Annotated in this window: 19 protein-coding genes; 6 read left to right on the top strand and 13 right to left on the bottom strand. The window is 58.9% G+C overall.

Going from position 1 to position 21419, the window contains the following annotated elements:
• Positions 1-118 precede the first annotated feature (118 nt).
• The 3 genes from GRO01_RS10265 (at position 119) to GRO01_RS10255 (ending at position 4967) form a co-directional block, all read left to right on the top strand.
• Entirely contained in the window at positions 119-1042 is a 924-nt protein-coding gene (locus tag GRO01_RS10265) for a LysR family transcriptional regulator (protein WP_231490092.1), read from the top strand.
• 32 nt (positions 1043-1074) lie between these two features.
• Positions 1075-2301 carry an MFS transporter gene (locus GRO01_RS10260; RefSeq protein WP_062507818.1) on the top strand — a complete coding sequence of 409 codons (1227 nt, stop codon included), beginning with the start codon at positions 1075-1077 and terminating at the stop codon, positions 2299-2301.
• A 176-nt stretch (positions 2302-2477) separates the two neighbouring features.
• Positions 2478-4967: a TonB-dependent receptor gene (locus tag GRO01_RS10255; RefSeq protein WP_062507816.1), complete on the top strand. Its 2490-nt coding sequence runs from the start codon at positions 2478-2480 to the stop codon at positions 4965-4967.
• A 42-nt stretch (positions 4968-5009) separates the two neighbouring features.
• Here the strand turns inward: GRO01_RS10255 and GRO01_RS10250 are convergent, their stop codons facing one another.
• Entirely contained in the window at positions 5010-5741 is a 732-nt protein-coding gene (locus GRO01_RS10250; RefSeq protein WP_062507814.1) for an SDR family NAD(P)-dependent oxidoreductase, read from the bottom strand.
• Between the two features lie 135 nt (positions 5742-5876).
• Between GRO01_RS10250 and GRO01_RS10245 the strand changes: the two genes are divergently transcribed.
• Positions 5877-7565 (top strand): SulP family inorganic anion transporter, encoded by a 1689-nt coding sequence (locus tag GRO01_RS10245; RefSeq protein ID WP_062507813.1) that lies wholly within the window; start codon positions 5877-5879, stop codon positions 7563-7565.
• Here GRO01_RS10245 and GRO01_RS10240 read toward each other — a convergent pair.
• Positions 7552-7902, bottom strand: a complete 351-nt coding sequence (locus GRO01_RS10240; protein WP_062507811.1) for a zinc ribbon domain-containing protein YjdM — start codon at positions 7900-7902, stop codon at positions 7552-7554. The two genes, GRO01_RS10245 and GRO01_RS10240, sit on opposite strands and share 14 nt — an antisense overlap.
• A gap of 153 nt (positions 7903-8055) precedes the next feature.
• Here GRO01_RS10240 and GRO01_RS10235 point away from each other — a divergent pair, with 153 nt between their 5' ends.
• Complete coding sequence (locus GRO01_RS10235; protein ID WP_062507809.1) at positions 8056-8985, top strand: Dyp-type peroxidase; 930 nt, start codon at positions 8056-8058, stop codon at positions 8983-8985.
• Here the strand turns inward: GRO01_RS10235 and GRO01_RS10230 are convergent.
• From GRO01_RS10230 to GRO01_RS10195, 8 genes are all read right to left on the bottom strand, one after another.
• Positions 8961-9827: an NmrA family NAD(P)-binding protein gene (locus GRO01_RS10230; protein ID WP_062507807.1), complete on the bottom strand. Its 867-nt coding sequence runs from the start codon at positions 9825-9827 to the stop codon at positions 8961-8963. The two genes, GRO01_RS10235 and GRO01_RS10230, sit on opposite strands and share 25 nt — an antisense overlap.
• A gap of 38 nt (positions 9828-9865) precedes the next feature.
• Positions 9866-10699, bottom strand: a complete 834-nt coding sequence (locus GRO01_RS10225) for an energy transducer TonB (protein ID WP_062507805.1) — start codon at positions 10697-10699, stop codon at positions 9866-9868.
• Positions 10699-11133: a TonB system transport protein ExbD gene (exbD, locus tag GRO01_RS10220; protein ID WP_062507803.1), complete on the bottom strand. Its 435-nt coding sequence runs from the start codon at positions 11131-11133 to the stop codon at positions 10699-10701. The genes GRO01_RS10225 and exbD overlap by 1 nt, the downstream gene beginning before the upstream one ends.
• 6 nt (positions 11134-11139) lie before the next feature.
• On the bottom strand, positions 11140-11865 hold the full coding sequence (exbB, locus tag GRO01_RS10215) for a tonB-system energizer ExbB (RefSeq protein ID WP_062507801.1): 726 nt from the start codon (positions 11863-11865) through the stop codon (positions 11140-11142).
• 158 nt (positions 11866-12023) lie between these two features.
• The gene (locus tag GRO01_RS10210; protein ID WP_062507799.1) at positions 12024-12572 is read right to left on the bottom strand and encodes a hypothetical protein; all 549 of its coding nucleotides are present in this window, start codon (positions 12570-12572) and stop codon (positions 12024-12026) included.
• A gap of 52 nt (positions 12573-12624) precedes the next feature.
• Complete coding sequence (locus GRO01_RS10205; RefSeq protein ID WP_062507796.1) at positions 12625-13230, bottom strand: O-methyltransferase; 606 nt, start codon at positions 13228-13230, stop codon at positions 12625-12627.
• Between the two features lie 104 nt (positions 13231-13334).
• The gene (locus GRO01_RS10200) at positions 13335-14063 is read right to left on the bottom strand and encodes a tetratricopeptide repeat protein (RefSeq protein ID WP_062507794.1); all 729 of its coding nucleotides are present in this window, start codon (positions 14061-14063) and stop codon (positions 13335-13337) included.
• Between the two features lie 40 nt (positions 14064-14103).
• Entirely contained in the window at positions 14104-16428 is a 2325-nt protein-coding gene (locus tag GRO01_RS10195; protein ID WP_062507792.1) for a TonB-dependent receptor, read from the bottom strand.
• 404 nt (positions 16429-16832) lie between these two features.
• Here GRO01_RS10195 and GRO01_RS10190 point away from each other — a divergent pair, with 404 nt between their 5' ends.
• Positions 16833-18284 (top strand): phosphomannomutase, encoded by a 1452-nt coding sequence (locus tag GRO01_RS10190; RefSeq protein ID WP_174787446.1) that lies wholly within the window; start codon positions 16833-16835, stop codon positions 18282-18284.
• Between the two features lie 48 nt (positions 18285-18332).
• Here the strand turns inward: GRO01_RS10190 and GRO01_RS10185 are convergent, their stop codons facing one another.
• The 3 genes from GRO01_RS10185 to GRO01_RS10175 form a co-directional block, all read right to left on the bottom strand.
• On the bottom strand, positions 18333-19199 hold the full coding sequence (locus GRO01_RS10185; protein ID WP_141306997.1) for a hypothetical protein: 867 nt from the start codon (positions 19197-19199) through the stop codon (positions 18333-18335).
• Between the two features lie 140 nt (positions 19200-19339).
• Positions 19340-20215, bottom strand: coding sequence for a glycosyltransferase family 2 protein (locus GRO01_RS10180; protein WP_062507785.1), 876 nt, complete (start codon positions 20213-20215; stop codon positions 19340-19342).
• A 1-nt stretch (position 20216) separates the two neighbouring features.
• Positions 20217-21233 carry a glycosyltransferase family 2 protein gene (locus tag GRO01_RS10175; protein WP_083541255.1) on the bottom strand — a complete coding sequence of 339 codons (1017 nt, stop codon included), beginning with the start codon at positions 21231-21233 and terminating at the stop codon, positions 20217-20219.
• Positions 21234-21419 lie beyond the last annotated feature (186 nt).

Raw genomic sequence — 21419 nt, 5'->3', positions numbered from 1 at the left:
TCATGGTCGGAACGGAAAACATCGTAACAGGATCGTTACGGCCTTCAATCGCCCCGATAAATGCTGCTATGATGGAAACATTATCAACCAACGGTTTGCAATGAACGTTTTTCAGGCCATGACCACCTTCATGGCGGTCGTCGAGACAGGAAGCATGACCGCCGCTGCAGAACGCTGCGGCATTTCCCCCACAATGGTGGGCAATTACGTGCGCCTTCTGGAAGAACGACTGGGCACGAGCCTCCTGCGCCGCACGACGCGCCGGCAGAGCCTTACGGCTTTCGGGGCTGTCTATTTCGAGAAATGCCAGTCCATTCTCAACCTGCTGGATGAGACCGAACATCTGGCACAGGCGGCGCAGACCCTGCCCTCCGGCACATTGCGGGTCACGGCGCCGGTCACTTACGGCACCCAGAGCGTTACCCCCTGCCTGGCCCGCTATCTGGCTGAAAATCCGTCCGTGGATGTCGATCTGGTGCTGACGGAACGCAGCGTGGATCTGACGCATGAGAAGTTCGACATCGCGATCCGCCTTGGCGTGCCGGAGCCTTCCTCGCTCATGTGTCGCCGCCTGACGGATTACCGTATGACGCTCTGCGCCTCCCCGGACTATCTCGCCCGCCGGGATGAACTTCTGGTTCCGCAACAGCTTGCGACGCATGATGCGCTGGCCTTTGCCTATACGCCGTCGTCGCCCTGGCACTGGGCGCGGCATGAATGGCATTTCGAGAGCCCCAAGGGGCGCGTGACGGTGGAAATGCGCCGGCGCGGCCTGTTCAACAGCACGCAGGCCATGCGCCGCGCCGCTCTGGGAGGTCTTGGTGTCGCGATGCTCCCGACGGATCTGGTGCAGGAAGATCTGAAAGCCGGAACCCTTCAGTCGCTCCTGCCCGATTATACCCTACCCTCACGGCCGATCTATCTGCTGTATCACAAGGAACGCTACAGCGCGCCAACGCTGCATTCCTTCATCCAGTTCATGATGCGCAATCTTGGCGACCGCCAGACCGGGTCAGGGCAGATCGGGCCCGGCGCATCATGACCACCGGCGACAGGCTTCTCCCACGACCCGGGATGACGCTGCCTGTCATCGCCTCCATTCTCGGCAACATCATTGAATATTATGATTTCGTAATATACGCGTCCTTCTCGGCCTCCATCGGCCGGACATTCTTCCCGTCCGGACTGGCGCTGTCGCAGGTCGCCCTGACCCTCGCCACTTTCGGCTTCACCCTGCTCGCCCGCCCCGTCGGCGCCATCGTTCTGGGGATCTGCACGGACCGCAAAGGTCGCACCTTCACGATGATCCTGTGCATCCTGCTCATGGCTTTGGGCAGCCTACTGATCACGATCACGCCCGGCTACCAGACCATTGGAATCGCCGCACCTGCGCTGATCGTCACCGCGCGCCTGCTGCACGGTTTTTCCCTTGGTGGAGAATTTGGAAGCGCCACCTCTTTCCTCATCGAACAGGCGCCGGGCCATGAGGCGCGGGCCGCAAGCTGGCAGGCCATCGGGCAGATCGTCGCTTCGCTGACCGCAGCCATCGTCACGCTTGGCCTGACGCTCCTGCTGCCGATACAGGCCTTTGACAGCTACGGTTTCCGCATCGCCGCCGGGCTTGGCGCGCTTGCAGGGCTGGCGGCCCTGATCCTGCGCTTCAGGCTTGTCCGGAACCAGCCGCCTGCCCTGCCGGTCACATCGCCCTTCTCTTCCCCTTTCCTGCGTCGTGAGAACCTGTTCCGCACGGTCGCCGTCATGGGTGCTGTCGCTCTGGGCAGTGGCATCACCTATCTCGGCATCTACATGCCGCATTATGCCCGGCTGCACTTTCATGTTGCCGCGTCCCACGCCTATGCCTCAGCGCTGCTGACCTATGGCGGACAGCTTCTGTTCACACCCCTGCGCTGGAAACTGGCCGACCATTTCGACAGGACCCACAGCATCCGGCCCATGCTCCTGTCCTGCGCAGTCCTGCTCTGCCTGCCCTGGCCGATGTTCCGGCTGGTCGCATTCTGGCCCGAGAGCATTCTGCTGATGCCGCTGCTCTTCAATGTCGCAGGACTGCTCTATTTCGCAGCCCTCGACGGCTTCATCGGCATGCTGTTCCCTGACCGTCTGCGCGGACGCGGCCTGACAATCGGCTATTCCTTCGGGGTGGTCCTGTTCGGCGGTCTGGCTCCGCTGACAAACGCGGCTCTCATGTCCTGGAGCGGTACGGAGCAGGCCCCAGCCTTCTACCTGGGTCTGACCGCACTGATCTCCGCAACGGCGATATTCCTGTCACGACGCCTGATCTGACAGGCGAACGTTCCGGAGTTTCCATGTTGCTGTGACGCAATGGAAACCCCTGCTTCATGACAGACTATGAAACTACCAATTTTTCCTTGGGAATGTTCTTATGAACGCCTCCTTTATCTCAAGCCACAGATTCATAACGGTACCGTAGCGTTAGTTTTTTCAGGATCCCGCCAGAAATGTCTTTCAGAATCCCCTCTCCGTCAGGCCCCGTGCGTCCCAGCCGACTGCCCGCGTTCTCCTTTCTGATGGGAAGAGGGAAAAAATTTCTGGCAACTGCCACGATCCTCAGCGGCGCAACCGTTCTGGCCGCAAATGCGGCCTATGCCGAAGACGCTACGAAGCCGAAGCACAGCCGCAAGACCGCCCAGCACGCACCACGCACCGTGGCAGAACCCAAGGGCGGTCAGGAATCCATCAGCGTTCTCGGACAGCGCGGTCAGGCCCCTGGCGGCGGCATGATGCGGGCAGAAACGGCGGCGCGTTCGGTCCAGTCGGTCACGCAGGCCTATATCGAGATGCAGAGCCCGACCAGTTCCCCGCTCGACCTGATCAAGAACCTGCCCAGCGTCAATATTTCGACGCCAGATCCTTCCGGCAACGAAGGCGGCTCCATCAGCAGCCGTGGCCTGTATGACAACGACATCGGCTTCCTGCTCAACGGCATGCCGATCGCCAACGGGTCTTCAACGTCTGCGTCGAATTTCATCCAGAACTACATCGACAGCAACAACATCGCCTCGGAATCCATGACGCCGGGTTCGATCTCGGTCGAAGATCCGCTGACCTCCGCCGCGGCTGGTGCGCTGAGCATCACCACCCGCGCGCCTTCGCAGAAGTTTGGCGGTTTCGTTTCCGGCAGCTACGGCTCCTTCAACACGTCGCGCGAATTCATCCGCCTGGACAGCGGCGAGATCGGTCATTCCGGTATCACGAGCTATGCCTCGTTCTCGAACATGCATTCAGACGCCTGGCGCGGCTCGGGTACCAGCGAGCGCAAGCACATGGATTTCCGGATGACCAAAAAGATCGGTGAGCGCAGCGCCATTGATCTGTTCGTGGGCTACAACCACTCGTTCTATTACCAGAACCGCTATCCGACGATGGCGAACTTCTACGCGGACAAGAACGGCCTGCCGGTCACAACCCCCATCAGCTACACCGCGACCTTCAGTGCGACGTCCCCCAGCAGCTATTACGGCACGCATGGCTCGGACAAGGACCAGTTCTATGCGTCCCTGCCGATGCATTTCGCGCTGAACCATCTCTTCAGCGTCACCATCACGCCCTATTACCAGCGCGGCGCCATCACACTGAACAGCGCCTCGCGCCTGCAGGAAGGCCATACCTATGCGGGAACAGCCCTGCAGAAGGTTGACCTGAATGGTGACGGCAAGATCAGCACGGCCACACGCGCGGCCGTCTCGAGCAATGCCATGTCCCTCAACCAGCAGGGCGGCGTCGTCGCCAGCCTGCACTGGCATGGCGAGAACAACGACGGCCAGATCGGCTACTGGCACGAGGAGAATTCCTATTCCCTCAAGACGCCTCTCTCGCGCATGAACCAGGTCACGGGTGCCCAGCCTTCGGACACGGATACGGCCGCCTATTACCGCACCACCAGCGGCAACATCTATTACTCAACGAACTATCTCGGCTCCTACAGCCTCAATTCCGGCTTTATGGAAGACACGCAGCACTTCCTGAACCGCACGATGTCGCTGACCGGCGGGATCAAGGTTGTCTCCGAAACGCTGCGTGGACAGGACTTCCTGACCAGCACGGCCAGCCGCTCGAACCACACCTTCGTCTCACCGATGCCCCGCATGTCCTGGTCCTGGGACTTCGCGCCCCATCACCAGATCTACATCAATGCCGAGGGTGATTTCCGCGCGCCATCCCCCGTCAACCTCATCACACGCTACAGCACCTCCACGGGTGCGATGACCACCTCGGGGGCCAATGTAAAGCCGCAGTATTCCATCAAGGAAGAGTTGGGCTATCGTTATACGGGTAACGTGTTCCTGGCGGATATCAGCGTTTACAATTTCAACGTCACCAACCGCCTGCTGTCACTCAACACCTACAGCAATGACGTGCCTGTCAGCACGACGCTCAATACGGGTGGCGAGACGATCCGCGGCGTGGACCTGATGCTGTCCACCAAGCCGCTGTTCCACCGCTTCCGCCCATATCTGTCGTTCGAATACCTGCACGCCACAATGGACAACAACCTGCCGGTTGCTGCGGATAACGGTTCGATCGACTATCTGAAGACCAAGGGCAAGACGCCGATCATGACGCCAAAGTTCATGGGCAGCATCGGCCTGACCTATACGGAAGGTCCGTTCTTCCTGAATGCCAGCATCCGCTACACGGACAAGCAGTATTCCTCGTTCATGAACGACCAGGCCATGCCGTCCTACTTCTCGGACTCGCTGTCCCTGGGCTACCACCTGCCGAAGTTCTTCATCGCGCAGTCGCCGGTCTTCAAGCTGAACTTCACCAACCTGACCGGCCAGTACAAGCTGGGGGGCGTCTATAACTTCTCGGAAAATGCGAAGGCCACGACGGGTGTGTACGGCAACAAGATCTCGGCTGATTCCGCGCCGTCCTATTACATCCAGCCGCCCTTCTCGATGATGGGCTCGCTCTCCACCAGCTTCTGAAGCAACGACGGCTCCCTCATATCGAGGGAGCCGTTTTCGGTCTCAGGCGACGAGACCGCCATCCACCAGAATGGATGCACCCGTGATGTAGGACGCATCCGGGCTGGCGAGGAACGACACGGTGCGGGCAATATCATTGACCTTGCCGTAGGATTCCGTGGCCGTGAATTTGCGAATGACAGCAGCGGCCGCGCCGTCCTCGGGGTTGAGATCCGTTGCAATCGGGCCGGGCTCGACGACATTTGCCGTAATACCCTGCGGACCGAGATCCCGCGCCACACCCTTCGTAAAGCCGATCAGACCGGCCTTCGTTGCCGAATAGAGCGAGATGCCCGGGAACGGCGCGCGCTCACCGAAAGCCGAGCCGATATAGATCAGGCGGCCACCCGTCTTCATGTATTTCAGCGCTTCGACCGTCTCAACCATTGCAGCGCGCAGGTTGAGGTTCAGAACATCCTCGATCTGCGTGACGGTCATCTGGGCGATCGGGCCATAGGGATAGATGCCCGCGTTACACACGAGTGCGTCCAAACGTCCGAACGCCTCATGCGTCTTCGTAATAGCTGCGATATTGCCGTCCGTGCTGCCGCCATCGGCCTGAACGGCGACGGCCTTGCGGCCCAGTGCCTCGACTTCTGACACGACCTTCTGCGCAGCTTTTTCGTTGCGGGCATAGGTGATGGCGATATCAAAGCCATCCTGCGCCAGCTTCAGCGCGATCGCTGCACCGATACCGCGTGATCCACCGGTAATGAGCGCTACTCTCTGGGTCATAATCCAGTTCCTTCTGACTGCATTGACGAAAAATCCGTCTTGAGCGGTCGGATCATGAGGCATTTCCGGATCAGACCCAACCACCCACAGAACATTGTGAAGACAGATCCCCACCACAGGCCTAGAACGCACCTTATGTCGGAACAGCAAAAGCCCACAGACACCCGCCGAAGCTGGACGGATATTGTCGCAGGTCTTTCCCTTGCCTCGGTGAATATTCCGCAGGTTCTGGGCTATACGCGCATCGCGGCCATGCCAGCAGTCACGGGGCTTTATACGGTCCTGCTGCCACTTGTGGCCTTTGCAGCGTTCGGTTCGTCCCGGCATCTGGTCGTGGCTGCCGATTCCGCGACGGCTGCCATTTTCTCAAGTGCCATCGGCAAGATGGCACCGCCCGAAAGCGCGCATTACATCGCGCTCGTCAGCATGACCGCACTCCTCTGCGCGGCACTTCTGCTGGTGGCGCGGGTTTTCCGGCTGGGGTTTCTGGCGGATTTCCTGTCACGCACCGTGCTGACGGGATTTCTGGCCGGGGTGGGCGTGCAGGTCTGCATCGCCATGCTGCATGACATGCTGGGCGTATCGGTCAGCGCGCATAATCCGCTGGTGCAGGCCTACGAGACCCTTCGCCAGATCACGCATGGGAGCCTCATGGTCGCGGGTCTTTCGGCGGTGACGGTCGGCATTCTCATGACCGGGCAGCGCCTTGCGCCGCATCTGCCGGCCGGGCTCTGCGTCGTGATCGGCAGTATCGCACTGAGCATGGGGCTGAACCTGTCCCATCACGGTGTCCCGACACTGGGGCATGTCGCGGGCGGGTTGCCGCATTTCGGTCTGCCAGATGTTTCCTGGAACGAGCTTCTCGCCCTCCTGCCCGTCGCGGCGTCCTGCGTGTTCGTCATCATCGCGCAGAGTGCGGCCACGTCCCGCGTGTTCGGGGAGCGGTTTCATGAAACCGTTGATGAGAACCGCGATTTGCTGGGGCTGTCGGCGGCCAATGTCGCAGCGGGACTGAGCGGGACTTTCACCGTCAATGGCAGCCCGACCCAGACGGCCATGGCCGTGCGTTCCGGTGCCCGCACGCAGTTGGCGCAGGTCACGTTCGCCTGCGTGACGCTCATGGTGCTGCTGTTTCTTACGCGCCCGCTGGAAGCCCTGCCCCGCTGCGTTCTGGCGGGGATCGTCTTTACCGTTGCGGTCGGCATGGTCGATCTGAAAAGCCTGCGTGCGATCCGGCAGGAAAGCCCGGGTGAGTTCTGGCTGGCCGTTACGACAGCGGCTGTCGTGGTCGGTGTCGGCGTCGAGGAAGGCATTTTCCTTGCCATCGCGCTCTCGCTGTTCCGCCATGTCCGGCACAGCTACGAGCCGCATACGATGGTGCTGCAACAGTCCTCGACGGCCGGGGTTCTGGAAGCCCTGCCTGCAAAAGACGGGCTGGAAAGCGCGCCCGGGCTGATCGTCTTCCGCTTCTGCGCGGATCTGTTCTACGCCAATTCGACGCGCTTTCGGCAGGATTTGCTGGATCTGGTGGAGCATGCGCCCCATCCCGTCCGCTGCGTCGTGCTGGATGCAAGCCCCGTCACCGACATTGACTATTCCGCCGCTGCCGACCTGCGGGACCTGATCGCGCAACTGCACCAGCGCGGCATTGCGCTGCTCTTTGGGCGGGTGAGTGTCTATCTGCGCGCCGATATGGACCGGCACCACATCACCCCGGCCCTTGGGGACGGCAATATCTACGCCGAACTGCATACGGCGCTGAAAGCCGCCCACCAGATCCTTGGGGATACGGCTGCATCCCCGTCGCCCGTCAGGCCTTCCTGACGAACTCGGATTTGAGGTTCATCGCGCCGATCCCGGGGATCTTGCAGGCGATGTCATGCCCGTCGCCACCGTCCGAAAGGCGGATGTTCTTCACCTTGGTGCCACCCTTGACGACCATGGACGAGCCCTTGATCTTCAGATCCTTGATGACCGTCACGCTGTCGCCATCGGCCAGGACATTGCCATTGGCATCGCGGATCTCGGCAGAAGCCTCGCCGTTTTCCGCTGCCGTGTCGGCCGGGTTCCACTCATGCGCGCATTCCGGGCACATCCACAGCGCACCATCCGGATAAACATGTTCGCACCCGCAGACGGGGCATTTCAGATTGCTGTCCATGATCGGCCTTTCTCGTTTGTGGCCGGACCCTACTGCACGCGCAGCACATTTCAAAACGGGGCTCGCCCGTTTTCGTAATCTGTTCCTTCAGCGCACAGCGCGCTATCAACGGCGCCTGACACATCACGCAATGCTGACGGAAAGACCGTTCCCATGCCCGACCCCACGCCACAGCCCGTTGCCGCCTCCCTCACCCGGGCGGCCATTTTTCTGATCCTGAACATCCATCCCGGCACGGATGCGGAAAAGACCATCCGCAGCCTGTGCGCGGACCTCTCGGGGCTGCGTCGTACGGTCGGTTTCCGGGACCTGAACGGACAGATGTCCTGTGTTCTGGGTTTTGGGTCTGCCGCCTGGGACCGTCTTTTTCCCGGTCCGCGCCCGAAGGAACTGCATCCGTTTCAGGAAATCAAAGGCGTCCATCACGCCGTTTCCACGCCCGGCGACATGCTCTTTCACATCCGCGCCACGCGTATGGACATGTGTTTCGAGATGGCCAAGCTGGTCATGGACCGCCTGCGCAGCGTGTGCACGGTTGTCGATGAAGTGCATGGCTTCAAGTATTTCGATGACCGGGACCTGATCGGCTTTGTGGACGGCACGGAAAACCCGGAAAACGCCGCTGCGTGCGAAGCCGCGATCATCGGCGATGAAGACCCGGCTTTCAAAGGCGGCAGCTACGTCATCACCCAGAAATACTTCCACGATCTCGACGCCTGGAACACCCTGCCGATCGAGATGCAGGAAAAGATCATCGGCCGCAAAAAGCTTTCCAATGTCGAGCTTGATGACAAAACAAAGCCCGCTTACGCCCATAACGCCCTGAATGTCGTGACGCGCAACGGCAAACAGGTCGATATCCTGCGGGACAACATGCCGTTCGGTGAAGCCGGCAAGGGCGAGTTCGGCACCTATTTCATCGGCTATGCCCGCTCCCCGTCCGTGACCGAGGAAATGCTGCACAACATGTTCGTCGGCAAGCCGGAAGGGAATTACGACCGCCTGCTGGATTACAGCCGCCCCGTCACGGGCACGCTGTTCTTTGTTCCGTCAGCCGATTATCTGGACGATCTCGACGCCTGATCGCGCAGGCAGGTCTGAAGGTCCGTCGCACCCCGCAAGGGCGTGCGCGGACGGTCATACCGGCCGTCCACAAAAATCCCCGTCATTGTGGCATAGGACTGCGCGGCTTCGGGGCAGAAGCCGTGACTGCGATAGAACTCCAGCCATTGCGGACGCGGGATTTCATCCATCGTCACAGTCTGCTCCAGCACGGCGCTGAGCGCTGTGGCAACGTCTTCCGGCGTGTAGGTTTCGGGGCCTTCGATGCTGTAAGTGCCCGTCTCTTCAAGAGGCGCGACCAGAAGACGGGCCGCCAGTTCGCCCACATCCTGCGGCGCGACCATCGGGGCTTTGAGCCCCTTGGGAAGCAGGCTGGGAAATACCCCTGACTGCCGCGCAGTGGACAGGGCACCGAACCAGTTGCTCATGAAATACGCCGCTCGCACGATACAGAGCGGCACTCCCGTTTCCCGTGCGCCCTGCTCGAAGGCGTACAGGCTCCCAAGGTCTCCGCAATGCGGCTTGTCCTGCGCGCCATAGGTTGACTGCACGACGATCTTTTCCAACGAGGCGCCCCGGACGGCTTCAAGGATGGAATGAACCGTGCGGCGCTCTTCATGGTCCACATCCAGCGTTGGGCTGGCGGGCGGGTTCAGCAGAAATGCGCGCCGGGCTTTGCAAAAAGCTGCCGTCAGGGCCGCCGTGTCGTGAACATCGAGCACGGCCACGCTGGCCCCACGGGCAGACCATGCAGCAGCCTGTTCCGGACGGTGCAAAACAACCGTAACCGCCCGCTCCTGCTCCAGCAGAATTCTGGCGACCGTGCCGCCCACATGCCCTGAGGCCCCGAGAACAAGATCCATGTCGTCTCTCCCTGCGCGATGTTTACGGGGAAAACGGATCAGTGTTCCAGATAGAACTCGATGGGAACCGTCAGGGACAGCGGATCGCCCTGCACGCTGTCGGGCGGAATGGGCAGCGGTTCGGCACGGTGGATCAGGGCCAGCGTCTCCGCGTCCAGCAGGTCATGCCCCGCGCTGCGCTTGAGGCTGGCGCTCAGAACATGGCCTTTGCGGTCCATGACGAAATGCAGCAGGGACGTTCCTTCCTGATGCGTGGACTGGGCTTCCTGCGGATAGCGTTTGAACCGTTCCAGACGCGCCAGAAGCTCACCCTGCCAGGTGACGGGATCATGCGATGCATGGCTGGACGTAGTGGCCGAAGCGGCGCTCGGGCTGGTCGTGGGCGGGGCTTCCACAGTGCGCGGGGCCGTTGTCTTTTCCGCAGGCGGCGCTTTGACCGGAACGGGCGGGAGCGGCTTGTGCACAGTTGGTTTGTGCGACCTGATCTTTTCCAGCTTGGGCACCGGGACCGGAGGATTGGGCGCGGGGCTTGGTGGGGCTTCGACCTTGGGCGGATCTTCCGGCTGTGGCTCCGTCGAGGCCACTGCCTGCTGCGGGCCGGGATCGACATCCTGCTGCGGAGCCGGAACCGGCGCGGGGACAGGAGCGAGATCGATGCTGATCGCAGCCGGGGGCGGTTCCGCCGCCAGAATGGGCTGGGGATGGGCGGACGTCACTGCCCAGAACAGGACAGCCCCCGTGAGGATGACAACGCTCAACGCCGAGCCACCCCAGAGCCTTGCACTCCAGCGGTCTTCCACACGACAGGTCGCGGCGTACCATTCCCGGAAACTCGGCAGCGTCGGTTGCTCGGAGATCAGCCCGTCCGACATCAGGGCGTTGTTCCGGTCGTCTGGCCCTGCAACGTCACGAGGGCCACCTTGAGATAACCCGCGCTTCGCAGATGATCCATGACGTCCATGAGCGTGCCGTAATCCACCGTCTTGTCGGCACGCAGGAAGATGCGTTCGTCGCGGTTGCCCTTGGTCGCGGCGGCGAGCGCTTCCGTCAGTTGCGCGGCGGGCACATCGTTTTCGCCGAGGGCCAGATTGTGGTCTGCCTTGACGGTCAGGAAGACGGGCTCGTCCGGCCGGGGTGCCGTCTGCTGCGTGGAGGACGGAAGATCGACGGGGACGTTGACGGTGGTGAGCGGCGCCGTGACCATGAAGATCACGAGCAGCACCAGCATGACATCGATAAACGGCGTGACGTTGATTTCATGCGCTTCGAGCACACTTTCGTCCGCATGGCGGATCCGGATGGCCATGGAAATTTACTCTGCCGCAGCCAGCGTATCGCGCCCGAAGCGGAGCACCTTGCCGCCGCTGATCCCGCGCGCCAGATCCCGCGAGACGAGACGCATTACGAGTGACGTCAGATCCGCAACGCAGGCGCGGCAGGCTGCCGTCTGGCGGGCGAGATGGTTGTAAATGACCACGGCCGGAATGGCGGAGACGAGACCAAGTGCCGTGGCCAGAAGTGCTTCGGCAATGCCCGGTGCCACGACTGCGAGGCTGGTGGCATGGGCGGCCGCAATGCCCGTGAAGGACGACATGATGCCCCAGACCGTGCCGAACAGCCCGACGAACGGAGACGTCGCACCGATAGTCGCGAGAACGCCCGTCCCCCGCATCAGGCGGCGGCCTTCAGCGGCTTCCAGCCTTTCCAGATGCAGGACAATGCGCTCCTTGATGCCCTCACGGTCCCCCGGAATGTCCTGCGAGCGCTGACGCTCCACTTCGGCAGCCATGACCATGGCATGGGCGATGCCGGAGCCCGATCCGGTGCGCGTCCACTCCTCGCCGATATCCAGCGTCTCGGCGTCTTCGAGCGTGATTTCCGATTTCTTCAGACGCGAGCGAAGGCGCTGCAGTTCAATGGTTTTGGCAATGAAGATCGTCCAGGTCACCAGCGAGGCCATCGCAAGGATTGTCATGACGCCCCGCACGACCGGGCCGGCGTCGAGAAACATCTGCCAGGGGGAAAAGCTAAGGGACATCACGGCACCTGTTGGACTGCGGGGATATTAATCCGACGATAATGAGAGTCATTCTCACTATCAAGAATGATTCGGCGGCTCTTCCGTGTCGTATCGTGTCCGCAGTCCTGAGAGGGCCCTCATAAAAAAAAGCCCCGGTCTGACCGAGGCTTTCTGTCTTATTCCTGATGCGGATGATGGCCGCCATGGCCCGGGCCGCCACCATGTGGATTTTGCAGCGCTGCGACCACGGCGTCATTAACCGGATGCCCTGAGGCTTTTGCAATATCCTCAAGCGTCTGGTCCCCTGAGCCGACCGTATAACCCTGCGACTGGAGGCGATGGACCAGTCCGTCCGCATCCATATGGACCAGCGGCGCAAGCTGTGTGAGCGGCGCGTGTTCCAGAACCGGCAGTGCCATGAAAGCCGTCTGCCGGTTACCCGCATGTCCGCTGGGCGCCTGGAAGAAGAACGGAATGCAGGCTGCAAACGCGATGATCAGCGGCACATACAGCGTCTTGCGACGGGCGTAATTGACCAGCGATGTCCAGTTCTTCACCAGATGCAGGATGAAGGGTGCGAGAAGCACCATGCTCAGCCATTCATGGATGGGATGAAACGCTGTTGGCCCCCAGTGAAAGAACAGCGCCACGCCTGTGACGCCGGAGACAATGAAGAACCCGGTCGTCAGTGGGGTCCCATATCGGTTCATGAATGTCTTGAACATGTTGCTTTCTTGTGCCGGGACATGCCCAGACGCAGGTTGATTTGAAAGGGAATTACTCAGGACAATAGCGGCTGACTTCGAGCCCCGTCCCCACAGGCAGGGGCACGCTCAGCATGTGGGGGATTGCACGGACGGCCTCCCGATATTTCTGTGCATCCTCGCCACCAGGAATACGCATGTTGTCCGCAACGATAATGGCGCCCGGACTGAGTTTCGGCAGAACGGCCTCAAGACAGGGCACGTACAGGTCCTTCCATAGGTCCATCAGGACGAAGTCGATGCCGTCGTCCATCTGTCCGATCAGCTCCAGCGCATCGCCGTTGCGAAAATCAACGTAGTCCGAGAGCCCGGCGCGTTCAGCCATCTCGCGGGCATAGGCGATCTTGTGAGTCTCAAGCTCCATCGTCACCAGCCGTCCGCCCGCACTACGCGCAGCCTCGGCCAGCCAAATGCTGGAATAGCCGTAGGATGTTCCCAGTTCGAGAATGGTCGGCTTGTCCAGAGACCGCGCCAGGATGCTGATGAGCTGTCCGGTCCGGCGCCCTACCGCCAGAAACCGCTCCGAGTTTGGCCGCTGAACCCCGGCAATCCGCTCCTGCCGTTCGGCTTCAAGCCGCTCGTGATAGAGTTCGAGAACCTGTGTGACACGATCATCCATGAGAGTGTTTCCTTTCTCCAGATACCCATCCTGTCACGGTTTCAGACGCTGTCACGTCACCATTCTGTATGAAAGAAAAACCGTTTGTAAGGAGCTGTTTCAGGTCAGGCTGCATGGCACACCTTCTTGTCTGAAGACACGCCATGCTTCGCCAGACACCGGCGCAGAACAGCCTGAAAAACAGGCTTCTGCACATATGGCCGGATCAGACCAAGTACGGCCTCGGGCACACCATCGACTGCCGCATCCAGCGCCTTAGTGAACGCCTCCGCCGCATCGGGCCATTCACCGTCCTCCAGTGAAAGCCGACCCAGATTGAGCCATGCCCAGCAGTCCCCGCCCTCGGCGGCGGCCAGATAGAACTGCCGCGCGCCTTCCGGATCAGGACTCTCTCCCGGTGCGCTCCCCTCTTCATGCATGAGCCCCAGCATGTTCAGCGCCTTCGCGTTCCCGGAGCGGGCCGCATCGACATAAAGCCGGTAAGCCCGACGGTGATTCTTCGGCACGCCCTCTCCCGTAAAAAAGAGATCGGCCAGATTGAACATGGCCCACCCGTCTCCGCCACGCAGGGCTGCCTCGAAGCAGCATGCCGCCAGTGCCGGATTGCGCGTCACACCCCACCCACGCTCATAGGCACGACCCAGCATGTTCAGCGCAACGGGATGACCACTCCGTGCGGCAATTGCGAAACAGGAAAAGGCGTCCTCGGCACAGCCCGCATCAAGATGGGTCTGTGCCAGGATCAGCTGTGCCTTCACCTGCTGCGGAACAGGCAAAGGCACAACGAGATGCAATATCCCGTTATCCTGACAGTCCTGTAGACCTGATGACATCGCGTTCCTCATGAAGCCCGGTCATTCATGACAGGTCGGTTCAGAACCCGACGCCGAAATTGCCCATGAACGTCCGGCCGGACTGTGGCACGGCACGGCCCGTATTGAAGGCCGAGGCATAGTTCAGATGATCGGACAGGTTGTTGGCGTTGAACTGCACATGATACCGGCCGTACTGGTAGGAAATCATGGTATTCAGCGAGAAATTGTACGGCATGCGGGCCGTGTTCGCCTCGTTCGCCCAGTAACCGGAGCTGTACTGCGCGCCACCACCGACACTCAGCTTGCCCTGACCTGGCTTCAGCAGCAGCGGAGACAGATTATAGGACGTCCAGACCGAGAAATTGTTGTGCGGGAGCTGCGGCGCCTGTTTGCCGGCCGTGGTGGAGGAATTGGTCACCTTGCCGCCCATGTAGGAATAGGCGCCGTAGATTTCCCAGTCCTTCGTAATCTTGCCCGTCAGGCTCAGCTCGGCCCCGCGGATCTCACGCCCGGTTCCCGCATCCTGGAAGCCGGTGATGACATTGCCGCTCTCGTCATAGGTATACGAGTTATTCTGCTCGATCTGATATAGCGCCGCCGTCATGCCCAGATGCTTGTTGAGGAAGTCCATCTTGGTGCCAACTTCAAACAGGTCGCTGCGCTGCGGCTTGAGGTTCCGGCCGTTGACCGGAACGTCCCCGATGCTGGACTGCGTCGTCACCTCGGACGCCACATCCGTCCCAACTGGCTTGTAGGAGCGTGAGAACGTGAAATAGACGCTCTTGTTGTCGTCCACGTCATACATCAGGCTCGCAGACGGGCTGAACTTGCTGGACGACTGGGACTGTGTTCCTGCAGCAGAGGCGGCAGCACTCCAGTAGGTGCTCTCGTAATTATCCCAGCGGAACGTCCCGAACAGGGAAAGGCGCTTCGTAATATGGATCTTGTCCGCCAGGAACAGGCCCAGATCCCGGAAATCCGCCGTACGATGCCCCGAAGACGGCCAGGTAATGTAGGTATTCGGTGCCGAGTAGTAGGGATTGCGGATCGTCTGGTCGTTCATGCGGTTCACATAAGTGCCCATGATCCGGTCATCTTTGGTGTAGTTGATGTCCACACCCGCGCTGATGTCATGCCGCAGGAAGCCCGTATTGAACTTCGCCCGCGCCATCATGACGTTCTGGATACCCCAGCCATCCTGATTATAGGCCGCGCCACCGCCCGCACCATAAGCCAGCGCCGGATTGCCACCCGCCAGAAAGGATGTGGCACATGACCCGGTACAGGCATTCGGGTTCGATGCGGAATAATCACGATGATAATGCGTAAAGCGCGTATCGTTATTGAATGTCAGCCAGTTTGCGATCTGTGACGAGAACTTCGACGTCACCATGTGGATGTTCGAATTATCCATGTTGAAACTGCGCGCATAACTCGTATCGCGGGCCAGTCCATGGCTCGTGATCGGGGAATAGATGCCGCCGATCTGGATCATCGGAACACCGTAATCCGGCGTGCCACGGCTGCCGAGCCACTGGTAATTCAGGTGATAGGTCGTCTTCGTCCCGATCCCGAAACCGAGGTCCGCCGCCACGCCGTAACGGTCCGTGCGGATGTTGTCGCGGTCGGCCACGTCCTGCTTGTTATACATGCCGTTCACGCGCAGGGCGGTATGCTTGCCAAGCTGGTAGTTCACATCCGCCGTGCCGCGATACTGCATGCCGCTGGCGAAGGTCTGGTCCAGATCGTAATGGTTGCCCAGATGCGCCTTTTTGAGCGTCTGGTTGATCACGCCACCCACATTGCCCGCGCCGAAATACTCGCCGCTCGGCCCCTTGATGACTTCGACGCTCTCGGTGTTGAAGGTGTCCCGCACATAGGTTCCAAAATCCCGCAGGCCATCTTCATAGATGTCGCCACGTGCCTGCTGGCCACGGATACGGAACTGGTCGCCGTTCAGGCCACCATTGCCCTCGCCCGTGGACATCGTGATGCCCGGAACATTGGCAAGCGCCTGATCCAGCGTGAACAGACGCTGCTGGATGATCAGGTCTTTCGGCACGACGCTGATGGTCTGCGGCGTGTCACGGACCGTGCCCGGCATGCGCCCGATATCGAGAGACGTGTTGTTCGTATTGCTCCCCTCAACGTCGGCCTGACCATGCACCCGCACGGCGGAGAGATTGATCGTGCTGTCGGTCGCGGTTGTTCCTGCCGTGTCCGTTCCATCCTGCGCCTCGGCCTCACCGGCTTCGGCCACACCCAGCCCTGCACCGAGTGCGAGCATGACAAGGGCAGACCATTTCTGGCCTGAACCTTCACGGGAGGACCGGAAAGACGGACCCGACAGGGAGGAGAGCGAAAAATCGTTTTCTTGCGGCATGCAACACCTGAACTCTGGAAACTACGCCACAGACCTTCCGACAGCTTTTCATCCGATCGGACCAGGTGCCGCTCCCTGCGACCGAAACGCTTCTGGTTTCAGCCTGCACACCCATGATCCGCCATCGGAAAAGAAACCGTCGCGACGTTCTGACTGAGCCCTGTTTCCCTCACTCCAGTTGTTAATGCAAATGATTCTCATTAGCAATATTGTGTAATAATGATGCTGTGTCCCCGTCGCCACACCCCGGAAGAGACTTTTACGCATGCGAAGCCATGCTCATCCATGATTTTCCCGGGAAGCCCTATCAGGTCCAATAGCGCGGATGTATGTTCGGGAAGAGATACGCATGAACTATTTCCCCGATGACATGAGGCTGAAGATACATGAAGATTTCTGACTGGATGGTACAATCAGAAGTAGCATTCGGAACAAGTGGCGCACGCGGACTTGTCACGTCCATGACGGACGCCGTCTGCTTTGCTTATACTGTTGGCTATCTGAAATATCTGGAGACAATCGGGGAGTTCAGTCCCGGAAAACCCGTGGCTATTGCAGGAGACCTGCGTCCGAGCACCCCTCGCATTCTGCGGGCATGCGCTGCCGCCATCGTGTGGATGAAAGGCAAGCCGGTCAATTGCGGTCTGGTTCCTACACCCGCGTTAAGCTTGTATGCATTTTCACGGAATATGCCGTCACTTATGGTGACAGGAAGCCATATCCCCAGCGATCGAAACGGCATCAAGTTCAACCGTGCAAAGGGAGAGTTCCTCAAAAGCGACGAAACCGGCATGCGCGAACAGGACGTCAGCCTCCCGCACGGATGGTTCGATGATCAGGGTACCCTGACGGCCGATATCACGCTTCCTGCCGTCACAGATGTTCTGCCGGAATATATTTCACGCTACGTGGATTTTTTTGGTCCCACGGCGCTCTCCGGAAAGACACTTGGTGTGTACCAGCATTCGGCCGTAGGACGAGACGTGCTGGTATCCATTATCGAAGCATTGGGCGGAAAAGCCGTTGCTCTGGGACGTTCGGATGTTTTCGTTTCCGTCGATACGGAGGCAGTGCGTCCGGAAGATATCGTTCTTGCGCGCGACTGGGCACAGAACGGCGAGTATGACGCCATCCTGACAACGGACGGGGACTCAGACCGCCCTCTTCTCACGGATCAGCATGGGCGCTGGCTGCGGGGAGACGTCCTTGGAATTCTGGCGGCACAGAGCCTCGGCGCCGCTTCGGTGACCACACCTGTCAGCAGCAATACGGCCCTCGAAGCTTCGGGAATTGTTCCGTCCATACGTCGCACCCGGATTGGCTCACCTTACGTCGTGACGGGAATGATGGATGCCGTTGAGGCGGGCAATGTTCCGTCCGTTGGTTACGAAGCCAATGGCGGGTTCCTGCTGGCCAGTGATATCAACCATCAGGGAAAATTTCTCGCTGCCCTGCCAACCCGGGACGCCGTCTTACCAATGATCTGTGTCCTGACCTCGGTTCAGGACGGGCAGCGCGGTGTTGCGGAACTTCTTGAAACACTTCCGCCGCGTTTCACACAGAGCGACCGTTTGCAAAACATCCCCAGAACGCAGAGTGAAGCACGCCTGACCATGTTACGCGAGGACGTTGCGGGTGTCAGCGAAATGCTGGGTTTCGTTGATGCCTGTGGTCCCGTTGCAAAGGTCGATGAAACGGATGGTATCCGCATCACTTTCCATCAGGATGACATTATCCATCTGCGCCCGTCAGGAAATGCTCCGGAACTACGGGTATATGTTGAGGCATCCACGCCTCAGCGGGCCGAAGAACTTCTGACGCTGGGTATGGCGGCAGTAGGCCGCTGGATGGCGTAACACAACTCTATTGCGGGCCCCCTGCCTCCAGGCAGGGGCTTGTCAGGATCAGTACGGATTGTAGGGCGGCAAGGCAGGCCCATAAACGGGAGCAGGACCGTTCATAACAGCGATCTTTCCTCGAACACCATAAGTGTGGGCAGGAAACTGGATCGCACTGTACGGGCTGTCGCTCTGGACCCAGTAGTCGCTGCTTGCCTGCCCGCCGGACTGACTGACGATCACGAAAGACCCGGGCGTTATGAAAAGTGAACCTGCCGGCTGACCGACGAGGGCATGAAGCCGGATCGGAGGAACGTGCGGAGGAGCAATCTCAATATGACCGTCAAAATTCCACAGACCTGAGATCACCGCCGTCATCGCGTTGTAATCCAGACGTGATCCGAGCCAGTCGAGTTCCATGCCTCCTTCGTCATCAACGCCCAAGGTATTATTGAAAACGTTGACATCCTCCAGGGTAATGCGCTCTCCCGCATCCACTGCGTTCGGGACCGTATACAGGCCCGTTGCGTTATTATGGATCTGGACGTGGGAAAGTCCAAAAACATAGGCATGACTGCCAAAAGTCAGCCCACGGCGAAATCCGGAAATGGAGACATTTTCCATCGTAATGGCAGCCATACGGATATTATCATCATTCCTGTTATCGAGAACGATCCCATCTGCTTTCGGCTGGCCTGTCAGAACAATATGATCGATGCTGTCTGCCGCGGTATCGTAACTTTCGGGCTGGCCCGGACCATCTGACGAGACAAGAATTGCAGGCTCACCATCCGGCAGCCCCGAGGCATCCAGTACGCCATTGGTCAGTCTCATGGTCAGTGGATTGAGATGCAGTGTGTGCTGGATCTTGTAGACCTGCCCCTTGAGATCAATTTTGCAATGGGCAGGCCATGCCGGACAGGCTGCGATCATTCGGGCAGGATCTGCTGCATCAGCATGTGCAGTGAGAATGCAAAACACCGCTGGGATTGCACTCAAGATGCCAAAAACCTTGAGAAAATTTCCTGTCATGAACCCGCCTTTACAGTCGTTCCGGAATACCTTCCGGACTATCAGGAAATATTTTCCCGTAGAGTATGCCGTGCAATCTGGCAGGTCTGTCTGGAGAAATACCCTGCCAGCCTGCCCTGAAGTGTCCTGAAATAATATGTCGCCCGGTCACGTTTCCGTCGCAGAAGACTGAGGAGCGTTCCTCCCAGTGGGCGAATGAAGAATGTCAGGACTGTTCGCACGGAAGCGTGGTTTTTGCGAAGGACATATCCCATTCCTGTCCCGTAATCATAGGCGCGGGAACCACTGAGCGTGGAAGACTTGTCCATGTGACGGACCAGCAGACTACGATCATGGTATCCATGCGCTCCGACCGACATCAGACGCAGCGCAAGATCTGGCCCTTCGCAGGAGCCAAATGACGTACACGGCCCCAGATTTTCATCAAAACCGCCGACCTGTTCGAACAGGTCGCGAGGCATGAAGAAATTGAATTCGATCAGGCCCGTCCAGATGGAGTGACGGTTAAGAGGCTGGCTTTCTTTCAGCCATCGCCCCATTGCTGTTGGTGTCCCATCGAGGTTCAGTACCGCACCGGTTATAAATCCCTGATCACCTGTTTTACGAAAATAGGCATTTACACGTTCGAGCGTGTCTGGTTCGTAAATGCAGTCATCATCGGGGAAAGCAATAATTTCCCCCACAGCCTGACGGGCGCCCAGATTACACGCGTGTCGGGGCTTGCGGACATCAGATCGGACATGCTTCACGGGCCATTTACGGCTGTATCGTGCAACAATATCCTCATAAAGATCTGTTCCGCTCTGATCGACAAGGATGACCTCGAAATCACGGAAAATCTGGCGGTCGAGACCCTGCATGAAAGCTTCAACTTCAGCCGGGCGGTCGAGTGTGGGGACGATAAGTGAGAACCGCATGTCAGGATGCTACTTTTGAAATGGTGATTGTGGCGGCACGTTCAGGGGTAATACGGTTTCGGAGCAAATCGCCTATACCGATCAGATTTCCCCGCAAACGTCCCCTACGATCAACGTAAGGCTCTGGTTTGAGGGATTTGACGGCATTGATGAGGAAATGCCGTCCTGCGCTTTTCAGCGCGTGCGACCAGGGATAGGTCCCTTTGCGAGCGAGATAAATGCAGTTGATGATCTGGGAATAACCGAGGCGGATACCTGATCCTTTGCCGGTCTTGTTACCAAGATGCACGCCTCTGGCACCATTGACCTGAACAATTCTGCCATATGGAAGGAGAGATCGTGAAAAATCCATATCCTCATACCAGGAATAAAGAGGCAGATTTTCGTCAAAGCGGGCGCCCAGACGCTTTATGGCATCACAGCGGAAAGCCATATTGCAACCATAGGTATTAAAAACATCCTCGACTGGGGAAATTGCCATTATATGGGCAGTCTCATTAAGTCGATTGGCGTCTTCGATTTCCAAGCCGGGTCCTTTGGCACCATCTGCCAGCAGAGATCCCGTAGCGCCCAGCACATCTGGGTTATTCCAAAAACATTCGATGATCTTGGCAATATACGTCGGGTGTGGAAAGAAATCATCATCGAAAAAAAGGAGAATATCCTCATCTGACATATGATCGAGGATAACATTACGCTGTGTCGTCAGCCCCATATGACCAGTAACAAATTCAATTTTCAGGCTGTCACGCAGTGTTTGGGGAATAGCAGAAATATCATCTGGCTTGGCATAGCTGATGATGAATCTGTGCGGTTGAACCGACTGGTTCGCCAACTGACGCACGAGCTCGGCAAGAACGGTAGGCCGACCGCTGGTTGCTATGCCGACAATAACCCGCGATGGTTCTGGCAGGGACACTCTTTCTCCAGTCTCTGTAAGTCTCTCTGATAAAAATATGCTGGTTTTATGCAAAATATCCTTTGCTTCCAGGTCGGTCGAGGTAATCACGGATGTCATGCTCTAGTTCAAACCGACAATAATAATGCGGCTGCCACGATGTTGCGCCAAGGATATCAAGGTACTCCTTGCTTTCGTGGCATGTGTCATATCGTGTGATATGACACATGCATGATCACTATTACGAAATGTCAGGTTGTAGCGGCTATTTACAATTGTTACAAAACGGCTACTCACGTTCCATAA

The sequence above is a fragment of the Gluconobacter roseus NBRC 3990 genome, from assembly GCF_006538885.1.
Lineage (GTDB): Bacteria > Pseudomonadota > Alphaproteobacteria > Acetobacterales > Acetobacteraceae > Gluconobacter > Gluconobacter roseus.
This window is presented reverse-complemented; position numbering and strand designations above follow the sequence as displayed.